At 42.4% G+C, this 11,657-nt stretch carries 12 protein-coding genes and 2 pseudogenes; 9 read left to right on the top strand and 5 right to left on the bottom strand.

The features are described 5' to 3' along the window. Positions 1-22: 22 nt before the first annotated feature. Positions 23-256 (bottom strand): annotated as a pseudogene (locus B3X18_RS09030) (multicopper oxidase domain-containing protein); the annotation flags it as partial. Positions 257-303: 47 nt separating this feature from the next. Beyond that, the gene (locus B3X18_RS09025) at positions 304-642 is read right to left on the bottom strand and encodes a hypothetical protein (protein WP_005027368.1); all 339 of its coding nucleotides are present in this window, start codon (positions 640-642) and stop codon (positions 304-306) included. A gap of 419 nt (positions 643-1,061) precedes the next feature. Here B3X18_RS09025 and fahA point away from each other — a divergent pair, with 419 nt between their 5' ends. The 9 genes from fahA to B3X18_RS08980 all read left to right on the top strand — a co-directional run bounded on the left by fahA (position 1,062) and on the right by B3X18_RS08980 (position 8,944). Then, positions 1,062-2,378, top strand: coding sequence for a fumarylacetoacetase (fahA, locus tag B3X18_RS09020; protein WP_005027370.1), 1,317 nt, complete (start codon positions 1,062-1,064; stop codon positions 2,376-2,378). Then, positions 2,365-3,003: a maleylacetoacetate isomerase gene (gene maiA / locus B3X18_RS09015; protein WP_005027372.1), complete on the top strand. Its 639-nt coding sequence runs from the start codon at positions 2,365-2,367 to the stop codon at positions 3,001-3,003. Before fahA ends, maiA begins: the two co-directional genes overlap by 14 nt. Positions 3,004-3,022: 19 nt before the next feature. After that, complete coding sequence (locus tag B3X18_RS09010; protein WP_005018974.1) at positions 3,023-3,580, top strand: VOC family protein; 558 nt, start codon at positions 3,023-3,025, stop codon at positions 3,578-3,580. Positions 3,581-3,598: 18 nt separating this feature from the next. Next, complete coding sequence (locus B3X18_RS09005; RefSeq protein ID WP_005027374.1) at positions 3,599-4,303, top strand: CoA transferase subunit A; 705 nt, start codon at positions 3,599-3,601, stop codon at positions 4,301-4,303. 2 nt (positions 4,304-4,305) lie between these two features. Continuing rightward, positions 4,306-4,956, top strand: a complete 651-nt coding sequence (locus B3X18_RS09000; RefSeq protein ID WP_010699856.1) for a CoA transferase subunit B — start codon at positions 4,306-4,308, stop codon at positions 4,954-4,956. A gap of 134 nt (positions 4,957-5,090) precedes the next feature. Then, complete coding sequence (locus B3X18_RS08995; RefSeq protein ID WP_005027377.1) at positions 5,091-6,500, top strand: short-chain fatty acid transporter; 1,410 nt, start codon at positions 5,091-5,093, stop codon at positions 6,498-6,500. A gap of 91 nt (positions 6,501-6,591) precedes the next feature. Then, on the top strand, positions 6,592-7,770 hold the full coding sequence (locus B3X18_RS08990) for a thiolase family protein (protein ID WP_005027379.1): 1,179 nt from the start codon (positions 6,592-6,594) through the stop codon (positions 7,768-7,770). An 80-nt stretch (positions 7,771-7,850) separates the two neighbouring features. Continuing rightward, on the top strand, positions 7,851-8,234 hold the full coding sequence (locus B3X18_RS08985; protein WP_286935422.1) for a carboxymuconolactone decarboxylase family protein: 384 nt from the start codon (positions 7,851-7,853) through the stop codon (positions 8,232-8,234). A 269-nt stretch (positions 8,235-8,503) separates the two neighbouring features. Next, on the top strand, positions 8,504-8,944 hold the full coding sequence (locus B3X18_RS08980; protein ID WP_005027383.1) for a universal stress protein: 441 nt from the start codon (positions 8,504-8,506) through the stop codon (positions 8,942-8,944). Between the two features lie 651 nt (positions 8,945-9,595). On the opposite strand, the gene B3X18_RS08975 is transcribed toward B3X18_RS08980, so the two are convergent. The 3 genes and pseudogenes from B3X18_RS08975 to B3X18_RS08965 form a co-directional block, all read right to left on the bottom strand. Beyond that, entirely contained in the window at positions 9,596-10,060 is a 465-nt protein-coding gene (locus B3X18_RS08975; protein ID WP_005027385.1) for an AAA family ATPase, read from the bottom strand. Positions 10,061-10,147: 87 nt separating this feature from the next. After that, entirely contained in the window at positions 10,148-11,035 is an 888-nt protein-coding gene (locus B3X18_RS08970; protein WP_005027386.1) for an NAD(P)/FAD-dependent oxidoreductase, read from the bottom strand. 324 nt (positions 11,036-11,359) lie between these two features. Continuing rightward, positions 11,360-11,473: pseudogene (locus B3X18_RS08965) on the bottom strand (YadA-like family protein); the annotation flags it as partial. Positions 11,474-11,657: the final 184 nt, after the last annotated feature.

Genomic DNA, 11,657 nt, shown 5'->3' with positions numbered 1-11,657 from the left:
CACCTCATGTTTGAATTCGCCAGTCTTCATTTTTAAGCTTGTTATAAACATGAATTACGGCTTCATCGCCTTCTTCAAACTCGAGTAAAGGAGCTGGAAATTTTCCATTTACAGTAATACGTTTTAGTGGCTTGCCGGTTACATTCACCAGCTGTTCATCAATAGTAAGATGATATTCCTTGACTGCCGCCATTAACCAGGTGGATGAGGACAGACAGGCACCCAGTAACAGGGCTTGACTCAGTTTTATAGACATGATTTGACCTTGATAATTAAAAATAATTTTTAATCGTGAAATTAAGGTCAGGCTTTAGGAGGGCGCAGAATTTCCTGCCAGTATCCTGGCAAGTAACGGGCAAAATAATGGCTGTGGCTTGTTTCGGGTAAAGAAAGATTTGGTAAAGATTCAGGCACGTTATCAGCTGCTGCTAAAACCACTTGCAGTGTATTGCAATGTAGTGAGCTGCAATCGTGACAATGAACCTGCTGCACTGTCTGATGGTTATCACCATTGATACAAGAATGATGCGCAGATTGTGATGCAGCATGAGACACTTCGTGACAGCCTGCATGGCCAACATGCTGGTTCACTTGCTGCGTAGGTTGAGATCCGCCGGAATGACTTAGCAGATGAGCAGACACAGTAGACCATCCTGTTACAAAAACAAGAAAACAGATAAGCCAAGACTGTTTTAAAAGTCTGCCAAGGCGCACGTTCAGGTCCACAAATCGTATATTAGCTATATCAGCATAACGGATTTTTGCCGGGGTGCAAGCGGATTTCAATAGGTCATTCTATATAAAAACCGAAAAATAATGGCTGAGTATTACTTTAATTTCCACTTATTACGATATTCATAATTAAATTATATATTGTGTAATATATAAAAATAAGTATGATAGAACTAAGATAAAAACAGCTGTCTTAAGCTTTGGAAAATTTGCAGACATTTTAATTTCTGAACACGAACTAACTTTAAGCAAGTAGCCTGATTTCCATAGATACATCAGGTCAGATAAAAGCGGCAGGCTGCCTTCATTTGGACAAAAGGAACAGTTAAATGACGACACAACTTAAATCATTCATCGATGTTGCACCAGATTCAGATTTCCCGATTCAGAACCTGCCTTATGGTATTTTTAGTGAAACAGCTGATGGAAAACGTCGCGCCGGTGTTGCACTAGGTGAGTATGTAGTAGATCTGGCAGTACTTGAACAGGCTGGCTTACTCACTATTGAAGCAGGCAGAAACTATTTTGATCAGTCAACCTTAAATCAGTTTATTGAGTCTGGACGTGATCAGTGGACTCAAGTTCGCTCTACCCTGCAATTCCTTCTTTCCAGTACAAATCCAGAACTACGTGATAATAGCGAACTGTGTGAAAAAGCCTTCTTTAAACGCTCAGAAGTAGTGCTACATTTGCCAGTCCACATTCCCGGCTATACCGATTTCTATTCTTCAAAAGAGCATGCTACCAATGTTGGCTGTATGTTCCGTGATCCCAAGAATGCCTTGCTTCCTAACTGGTCAGAACTTCCGGTCGGCTATAATGGTCGTGCCAGCTCAGTAGTAGTTAGTGGTACAGATATAGTTCGCCCGTCGGGCCAGGTTAAACTGCCAAGTGAAGAACGCCCTGTATTCACTGCCTGTCGCAAGCTCGACTTTGAACTGGAAACCGCTTTTATTATTGGCAAACCAAACCAGCTGGGCGAACCGATCTCCATTGAAAATGCCTGGGACCATATTTTTGGAATGGTACTGTTTAATGACTGGTCAGCACGTGATATTCAGCAATGGGAATATGTACCACTTGGTCCATTTAATGCCAAAACGTTTGCTTCCTCTATTTCACCGTGGATTGTCACGCTAGACGCCCTGCAACCTTTCAAGACCAACAGTCCGGAACAGGAACCACGTCCATTGGCTTATCTGCGTGAAGACAACAGTGCCAACAGTTACGATATCCAGCTTTCTGTTGAACTTCAGGCAGCCGGACAGGTACAGGCCGATGTGATCTGCCAAACCAACTTTAAATATATGTACTGGTCAATGGCCCAGCAACTGACTCACCATACGATTTCTGGCTGTAACGTTCAGGTCGGTGACTTGATGGGTTCAGGTACCATTTCTGGCCCTACCCCCGATTCTTATGGCTCCCTGCTGGAGCTTACCTGGAATACGACCAAGCCACTTACACTCTCAAATGGCGAACAGCGCAGTTTCTTACAAGATGGCGATACCCTGGTCATGAAAGGCTACTGTGAAAAAGATGGTCTGCGTATCGGTTTTGGTGAGGTAAGCGGCAAGGTACTGCCAGCTGTCCAGTTTGATTTTAATACTGATGAATCAGAGGTAGAGCAACATGAAGCTGTATAGTTACTTCCGTAGTTCCGCGGCTTATCGGGTGCGTATTGCCCTGAATCTTAAAGGACTGCACTACGAACTTGTGCCTGTACATCTGCTGAAAAATGGAGGCGAACAGCGTTCTGAAGCTTACTGCCGCATGAACCCAACTGCACTGGTGCCTACGCTCACAGATGGAGACTTCAATCTGGGCCAGTCCATGAGTATCTTAGAGTATCTTGAAGAAACTCATCCTGAAACGCCCCTCTTACCCAAAGATGCACATTCGCGAGCAAGAATTCGGGCATTTTGTCAGAGTATTGCTTGTGATATTCATCCGGTGAACAATCTGCGGGTATTACAGTATTTAAGTCAAACCCTGCAAATTGGTGAAACAGCAAAATCTGAATGGTACGCCCATTGGGTGACTGAAGGTTTTAAAGCACTTGAAGCTTTATTACACGACTCAAATGGCAGCTACTGTTTTAACGATACTCCTACACTGGCAGACTGCTGCCTGATTCCTCAGGTCTATAACGCCAAGCGTTTTAATATTGACCTGACAGCTTTCCCCAAAATTGAATGTATTTATACACACTGCTCAACATTGAGCGCATTCCAGAATGCTGCGCCAGAAGCGCAGTCGGATGCCGCATAAAAAATAAGGACATTTGTTCATGACTATTCAAATCGAAAAAATTCACCATGTGGCCTATCGCTGTAAAGATGCTAAAGAAACCGTCGAATGGTATAAGAAAAACCTGAACATGGATTTTATTCTGGCATTTGCCGAAGACCATGTACCTTCTACCAAAGCTTTTGACCCTTATATGCACCTGTTTTTAGATGCCGGGAATGGTAATGTTCTTGCTTTTTTTGAACTGCCAACCCAGCCAGAAATGGGCCGCGACGAAAATACACCAAAATGGGTCCAGCATATTGCATTGAAAGTTAAAGACCGTACAGCTCTTGAAGCCGCCAAAGCACATCTAGAGGCAAATGGTGTAGATGTACTCGGTATTACTAACCACGGCATTTTCCATTCAATTTATTTCTTTGATCCAAACGGTCACCGTTTGGAGCTGGCTTATGATGATGAAAAAGCCCCGCAGAAAATTGCCATGATTACTGAAGAAATGAAATATGAGATGCTAGAAGAATGGAGTAAAACCAAGCGTGCGCCTCATCATACTCATTTTTTGCATGCTGACGAACTGGATCAAACTACCGCTTAAACCATAGGAATTCAACTTATGAATAAAGTCTATGAAAGTGCAACTGCTGCCCTTCAGGATGTAGTCGCAAATGGACAGACTCTGGCAGTCGGTGGTTTTGGCCTGTGTGGCATTCCTGAAGCTCTGATTTCAGCTCTAAAAGAAACCGGAGTAAAAGACCTGACCTGTATTTCCAATAATGCAGGAGTAGATGACTTCGGTTTGGGGAAGCTGCTGGCTACCCGTCAGATCAAGAAAATGATTTCATCCTATGTTGGAGAAAATAAAGAATTTGAGCGTCAATACCTGAGTGGTGAACTTGAAGTTGAACTTACCCCTCAAGGTACACTGGCCGAAAAACTGCGGGCCGGCGGTGCTGGTATCCCCGCTTTTTTTACCCAGACCGGCGTAGGCACTCTCATTGCTGAAGGGAAGGAAGAGCGAGAGTTCAACGGCAAAACCTATATCATGGAAGAATCACTGATAGCCGATATATCGCTGGTTAAAGCCTATAAAGCCGACAAAGCCGGGAATCTGGTCTTTCGCAAAACCGCGCAGAACTTTAATCCGGTCTGTGCCATGGCCGGAAAAATTACTGTGGCTGAAGTTGAACAGATTGTCGAGATTGGTGAGCTGGATCCGGATGCTATTCACCTGCCGGGAATCTATGTTAACCGTATTGTACTCAATGCCACACCTGAAAAACGGATTGAACAGATGACACTGAAAACGGCGGAGGGATAAATATGGTCTGGTCACGTAATGAAATGGCACAGCGTGCCGCACAGGAGCTTGAAGACGGATTTTATGTCAACCTGGGTATTGGATTGCCGACCCTGGTCGCCAACTATATTCCAGAACAGGTCAATGTCTGGCTCCAGTCTGAAAACGGTTTACTGGGGATTGGGGAGTTTCCGACTGAAGAAACGGTGGATGCTGATCTGATCAATGCGGGTAAGCAGACCGTAACAGCCCGGCCCGGCGCTGCATTTTTCTCAAGTGCTGAATCCTTTGCCATGATTCGTGGTGGACACGTCAATATTGCGATTTTAGGAGCAATGGAAGTTTCCGAACAGGGAGATCTGGCCAACTGGATGATTCCGGGCAAGAAAGTTAAGGGCATGGGCGGAGCCATGGATCTGGTTGCAGGTGTACAAAAAGTCGTGGTGCTGATGGAGCACTATGCGAAAGATGGAACACCAAAAATTGTAAAACAGTGTAGCCTGCCACTTACAGGTAAAGGTGTAGTCCACCGGATTATTACCGACCTTGGTGTGATGGATATTGACGCCGCAGGGGTGAAACTGATAGAACTGGCCAAAGAGGTGACGCTAGAGCAGATTCAGGCAGTTACAGGCGTACAGCTAAATGTACAGCTAGAGAATGATGCAGCCTGATCCAATACTATAAAAATCATGTGAATAAAAAAGCAGCTTCGGCTGCTTTGTGTGTCCTAAGTAAATAATAAAACAGGCTATGGGCAGCTAGATACCATATCTAAGAATAAACAGACAAATGGATTTCAAAAACTATGTATAAACATCAAGGATTACTTGAGCGGTTCGCTCTTCGTATCAGTAACTGGTCAGAAAAATGGTTTCCTGACTCTTATATCTTCGCTTTACTGGGAGTCATCATTGTTTCAATTGCCGCGATGACGATCGGTGCTCCGGCCCAAGCTGTAGCTGAAGCTTTTGGTGATGGATTCTGGAGTCTCATTCCATTTACCCTACAAATGACCATGCTGATTATTGTCGGCTATGTGGTTTCGGTTTCCAGACCCGTCGAACTCCTTATTCAGAAAATGGCTCTTATACCCAGTTCCGGTCGTGGAGCAATTGTACTGGTTGCTACCGTCAGTCTGCTGATTTCCCTTGTCAATTGGGCCGTGAGTACTATTTTGACGGCTCTTTTAGTGATTGCACTGGCAAAACGTACTGAACTGCGAATGGACTACCGGGCCGCGGCTGCTGCAGCTATTATTGGTATGGGTGCGACTTGGGCACTGGGTATCAGTTCATCTGCTGCCCAGCTACAAGCCAATAAAGACAGTTTACCTGAATCTATTTATCAGCTTACCGGGGTTATTCCCTTCACTGAAACAATTTTTCTGTGGCAATCCATCGTTATGACTTTGGTACTGATCATTGTCTCAATTGCAATTGCCTACTGGTCTGCCCCTAAAGGTGAAAACGTCAAGACCATGCAGGATTTTAAACTGGACTTTGAAACTGAGAAAAAGCCGGAATCAAAGTCTAGCCGCCCGGGAGACTGGCTAGAAAATTCACCAATCTTAACCATACTAGTGGTGGCGATTGGTATAGGCTGGATGATTCTCGAATTTACCCAGCAGAATCCAATTCTGGCTATTTCCAGTTTAAATACCTATAACTTTGTCTTTCTGATGCTGGGTCTGGCTCTGCATGGGACACCACGTAATTTTCTTAATGCCGTGTCCAAGGCAGTACCTGCGGTCTCTGGCGTATTAATCCAGTTTCCTTTATACGGCAGTATTGCTTTTATCATGACTCATGCCATGAACAGCAATGATCTTTCTTTATCTCACTATATTGCCGAGTTTTTTGTTTCTATTGCTTCCAAGGAAAGTTTTGCTGTAGTGATGGGAATTTATTCAGCTATTCTTGGCTTTTTTGTACCCTCAGGTGGTGGAAAATGGATCATAGAGGCCCCATATGTTATGCAAGCTGCCAATGACCTGAAAGTACATTTGGGCTGGTCAGTGCAGATTTATAATGCTGCTGAGGCTTTACCGAACCTGATCAATCCATTTTTCATGTTGCCGATGCTGGGTATTTTGAAACTTAAACCTAAAGATGTGATTGGTTTTACCGTAACCCAGCTGGTCGTGCATTTTCCGCTGGTTCTTTTTTTATTGTGGATACTGGGGCGTACTCTGGCTTATACCCCACCTGTATTTTAATAGTACTGGCTTTTTCAAGAACAAAAGAGCCTTTCATTTTTACCAACACTGTACTGCGTTTTTTCGTTATGGTCTGAATAGGAATTCAAATATGCAACCGATTGTTATTGTTTCTGGTAGCCGTACTGCTATGGGAAGTTTTCAGGGTAGTTTATCCAGTTTAACTGCACCTGAGCTGGGAGCAGCCGTCATCAGGGAATCTCTACAACGCGCTGGTGTTCAAGCCGATCAGGTTGATGAAGTGATTATGGGCTGTGTACTCCCTGCCGGGTTAAAACAGGGTCCGGCCCGTCAGGCAATGCGTTTGGCGGGCTTGCCTGACCATGTTGGCGCCACCACTATCAATAAAATCTGTGGTTCAGGCATGAAAGCTGTCATGCAGGCAGCAGATGCAATTAAGGCAGGTAGTGCTGATATTGTAGTGGCAGGCGGGATGGAATCAATGAGTAATGCTCCATATCTGATGCCTAAAGCACGTGCAGGATTTCGCATGGGTCATGGTGAGGTCAAGGACCACATGTTTTTAGAAGGTCTTGAAGACGCAGAAACCGGCCGTTCGATGGGTTCACTGGCACAGGACATGGCTAACCAGAAGGGTTATACCCGCGAACAGATGGATGAGTTTGCGATCCGTTCTTTAACTCGTGCGCAAAAGGCTATTAGCGAAGGTTATTTAAAAGATGAAATTGTGCCAGTAACTGTCAGCAGTCGTAAAGGTGAGGTCATTGTGGCTCAGGATGAGAATCCGTTTAATGCTAAAATTGATAAGATTGTCACCTTGCGTCCGGCTTTTGCCAAGGATGGAACAATTACGGCAGCTAATGCCAGCTCAATTAGTGACGGCGCTTCAGCCATGCTGGTCATGACTGAAGAAAATGCACAGCAGCGTGGTCTGACACCACTAGCAAAAATTGTAGCGTATGCTTCACATTCACAACATCCCTCTGAATTCACAATTGCTCCAGTGGGTGCAATTGAAAAAGTTCTGAAGAAAGCCGGCTGGAATGCAGCAGAAGTTGATTTATGGGAAATTAACGAAGCCTTTGCCATGGTAACGATGGCCGCGATTGATGCCTTTGAGCTGGATGTTGAAAAAGTTAATATACATGGAGGTGCCTGCGCCCTAGGTCATCCATTGGGTTCATCAGGTTCACGTATTATTTTGTCACTGATCTATGCACTTAAACGCACTGGCAAGCGTAAAGGTATTGCAGCACTTTGTATCGGTGGTGGAGAAGCCACTGCAATAGCGATTGAAATCATGGCCTGATCTGAGTATTGTCAATTTTCTGCAGGATATACCATCGAGCGTGGTATATCCTTTTTCATATTCTGACTCTGGAAACAATCATGTCTCAGCAAGATTACGAAAATGGCCTGAAAGTCCGCACTGAAGTTATGGGTGAGGCATTTGTACAGCGTGCCCAAAACAACACCGTTCCATTTACCCAGCCGCTGCAAGACTGGATTAATGAACATGCATGGGGGTCAACCTGGCAACGTGAAGGTATACTGCCACGCAAATACCGTTATCTGATTACGCTTGCATTTCTGGTTGCCCAGAAGAGCCCTACCGAACTAAAGGGACATGTTCGTGGTGCACTCAATAACGGTGCCACAGTTGAAGAGATTCAGGAAGTTTTATTGCACAGCCTACCTTATTGTGGAGCACCAGCAGCCCAAGAAGCTTTCCGGGCTGCGCTTGAAGTGATTAATGACTACCATAATTCGTAAAATTTTATAAAGTGCAGGCCTTTAACCTGCATTTTTTATTTTTATTAATATAAATATTTTATGGTTATTATTTAAACTTTAGTGCTAGAAAAGCATTTTGTTTGCTGGAAGTGTGTTAGCCTTAAGTTGATGGCTTAGCTTTGAAATTAATGGACATCAGTTATATAAATTAAGTTTTCCTCATATATTTAACTGCTGGACAGCGTATAATATTAAGACATCTAATAATAAGTATCCTTTTAAGAACTATTCCCCAAGGAGTCAGCACCATGACTTATCAACATATTTTAGTTCCCGTAGATGGTTCACCAACTTCTCTCACTGCAGTCAAACAGGCAGCTGATATTGCCAAGGCTTTTGGCAGTAAGGTTACAGCAGTTTGTGTACTTTCAGTTGAACCTTTTATTGCTGTTGAATTTGTCGATACCCAGACGCTGGTAGAAGACTATCGTAATAAAGCTAAACAGGAAATACAGAAAACTCTGGATCAGGCCAAAGCCCTTTTTGCCGCAGAAGGAGTAGAAATAGAAACCCGTCTGACTGAAGGACAGGAAATTTATAAAGAAATTATTAATACCGCAGAAGAGATAAATGCCGACCTGATTATTATGGGTTCACATGGCCGTAAAGGGATCAAGAAAATCTTTCTCGGAAGTGTAGCCCAGAGTGTATTGGCAGCAACGCATTTACCAGTCATGATTATCAAATAATAATTATTTAATCTGTTAATTGCATTTGAATCTCAGGTCAGGAGAGGAAAATAAGCCTAGACAGTTTTAAAGACTATTCAGCTCATTTTCCTCACATGACTTTCTAAGATATCGGTTCTGATGAATAACTTAGATCCCGATCCATCTTCAATCGATTGCACTACTCCCAACTATTGCTGTAGGTCACTTAGATAACATTTCTTTCTCTTTAGGTAAAAACTGCCGAGTCCCGGCATACTGATTGTTCAATATGCCTTTGCTCACCTTCTTCATGATTCAGAAAAAGCTGTAGCTCAAATCAAACCTTCTGCTGTTATTTTATCTAAAATAATTCAGGATCATCACTCAACAGGTTATACGAATAAGGAGCGATTTAAATAGCATGAGTACGGCCTTGTACATATAAATAATTATTATTCATTTAGCTTTCTATATTTCATTTTTAGAGGCTATTTATTATAGTCAGAAAAACAATGCCTGAGATAAAAATCCTGAGTAAAGCTGATTTTTTACTTAACTAAAAACTGCTGACCCAATACCCAAGCAATAATATTCAGCAGTCTAAATATTTAAGATCTTTTTAAAGCATAGAGAGAACTGCTCACTAGCCATCTTTTATATTCTTACAAAAAATAAATGATCCAACCAGAATCAACTCAGCTCTTCTTGAGCAGGCTCTTCGAAGCGGTTTATCCATTGATCCAGGTTTGCCAAGTTAACCACAGGTATACTATCGATGCCCAGCTGGTTACGTTTTTTCAGTCGTGACTTCAGCTCATCTATAGACGCCTTCAAATAGTAGACTTTGGCTATAACACCAAGCTCCTTGGCTACAGCGCGATAATGATCACGCTCCGTCCTTAACCAGAATCCATATTCAAGAATGACACTGTGGCCCTGTTTAAGTAACTGCAGGGCGAGCTGCCACTGGAGCTGCTCTACCTTAATCCTTGCCTGATCATCGTAAAAACTTAAACCGAGATCATACAACCACTCATCTGGTGAAAAGCGAATAGCCCCATATTCTTTTTCTAGAATTCTAGCCAATGTAGTCTTTCCTGAGCCTGGTAATCCACACATTAAATAAAGAACTGGAATTATAGTATTTTCAGGCATTTATTATTTTCCCTTTCTTTCATTTCTGACTATAGTCGTAGCAGATTAGGTTTTGACTGATAACTTTCTCTATTTTATATTTTTAATTTAATCAAAAATTAAAGCATTATGTGCGCTTACTCCTGCCAGTGCCCCATCACCTACGGCTAAAGACACTGAACCGCCGGGCCGAGCTGCGTCTCCACAGGCAAACACCCCATCAACTGAGGTTGCTTTTAGGTCATTTGTATAAATGAATTCCCCTGTTTCATCTTCTTCAATTTTACAACCCAAATCCTTGATCCAACCTTGCTCTAAAAAGGTTTTAGTTTGTATAAACAATCCATCAAAGTGTGTGATGCTCTGATCTGTAAATATCACATCAGCATGAGAATCCATCTGCTTAATTGAACGGTCATCTATAGTCACGCCTCTTTCTTGTAATTGCTGTTTGGCTTTCAGATTCAACAGGTCTGGCTGACCATTTAATAAGAGTGTAGTCTTACCCCAGTCTGGAAGCATCATGGCCAGATGGGTAACATGGGCAGAACTGGCTAAAAGTGCAATATTTCCCTGATTGAGTTCATAGCCATGGCAATACGGGCAATGAAATACAGATTTCCCCCAGCGTTCGTTTAGACCTGAAATATCCGGTAAGCGGTCAGTGACCCCCGAGGCTATGATTATTTTTTTGGCATAAATTGGCTGTTGAGTATCCAAATACAAATAAAAATCCTGATTATTTTTTTCTACCCGCTGGACCGTGCCCTGTTGCCAGTTGACTGTCTTATAGCGCTGTAATTGTTCCCGTGCCTTTTTTATAATTTCCAGCGCCTGAATTCCATCTTGTGCAAGAAAACCATGAGAATTTTCGGCGAATCGATTTCGTCTCTGCCCTGCATCAATTACTATAATATTTCGACGTGCTCTTGCCAAAGGTACTGCCGCAGATAAGCCGGCATAACTTCCGCCAATAATTGCAACGTCATAAATCATTTTGATAACTCCGAAAATCTCATTTCAGGAATTAGCTTAATACTTCTAGCTTATACCAATGTTGATGTCCTTTATGAGAAATGCAACTTTATGATTATTTTGTTTGCTTAACTGAATTTCTTTATCACCTTAAAGTGAAATGGCTATCTCAAGCAGCATTTTTTTAAAATAGAAACCTCAAATCTATAGCAGATCACACCTACCCCAAATATTAATTTTAATTAACCAGTTATTTTTAATGAATATATTTATTATATAGGTACTTTTTTACTTATTATTTTATTCACTTAAATAATATATCAAAACTAAACACTTTATATAAATTTACCAGCTAAAATCTCCCCCTATACCAGCAGAACTTTCTTTTCGAGTAAATGCCCCACTTATGCTCAGGCTATTATTGTTATCAACAATCCGCTGATAACCTACAGCAACTGCCTGTTCAGATCTCTACAGATCGGCATCAACACGGTTTTTCCTTATAAGACGGATGTGCTTATTACTCCATTTATCACTTGATTTATAATTTAGCACTACTTCTTCAGGGATAACTCCCTTAAACTGGTCACTAAAAAACTTGCTCTAGCCTGATCATGAGAATAGATAGCATCTTAAGTATCGA

The sequence above is a fragment of the Acinetobacter sp. UBA6571 genome (assembly GCF_002434085.1).
GTDB lineage: Bacteria > Pseudomonadota > Gammaproteobacteria > Pseudomonadales > Moraxellaceae > Acinetobacter > Acinetobacter radioresistens.
The sequence above is the reverse complement of the archived record's forward strand: the minus strand, read 5'-3'. Positions and strand labels throughout refer to the sequence as shown.

Excerpts from the sequence above, each read along its gene's own strand:
- B3X18_RS09000 (WP_010699856.1), top strand. The coding sequence starts at position 4,306 with ATGGTCTGGTCACGTAATGAAATGGCACAGCGTGCCGCACAGGAGCTT.
- B3X18_RS08980 (WP_005027383.1), top strand. The coding sequence starts at position 8,504 with ATGACTTATCAACATATTTTAGTTCCCGTAGATGGTTCACCAACTTCT.
- B3X18_RS09005 (WP_005027374.1), top strand. The coding sequence starts at position 3,599 with ATGAATAAAGTCTATGAAAGTGCAACTGCTGCCCTTCAGGATGTAGTC.
- B3X18_RS08970 (WP_005027386.1), bottom strand. The coding sequence starts at position 11,035 with ATGATTTATGACGTTGCAATTATTGGCGGAAGTTATGCCGGCTTATCT.
- B3X18_RS08995 (WP_005027377.1), top strand. The coding sequence starts at position 5,091 with ATGTATAAACATCAAGGATTACTTGAGCGGTTCGCTCTTCGTATCAGT.
- B3X18_RS09010 (WP_005018974.1), top strand. The coding sequence starts at position 3,023 with ATGACTATTCAAATCGAAAAAATTCACCATGTGGCCTATCGCTGTAAA.
- B3X18_RS08990 (WP_005027379.1), top strand. The coding sequence starts at position 6,592 with ATGCAACCGATTGTTATTGTTTCTGGTAGCCGTACTGCTATGGGAAGT.
- B3X18_RS08985 (WP_286935422.1), top strand. The coding sequence starts at position 7,851 with ATGTCTCAGCAAGATTACGAAAATGGCCTGAAAGTCCGCACTGAAGTT.
- maiA (WP_005027372.1), top strand. The coding sequence starts at position 2,365 with ATGAAGCTGTATAGTTACTTCCGTAGTTCCGCGGCTTATCGGGTGCGT.
- fahA (WP_005027370.1), top strand. The coding sequence starts at position 1,062 with ATGACGACACAACTTAAATCATTCATCGATGTTGCACCAGATTCAGAT.
- B3X18_RS08975 (WP_005027385.1), bottom strand. The coding sequence starts at position 10,060 with ATGCCTGAAAATACTATAATTCCAGTTCTTTATTTAATGTGTGGATTA.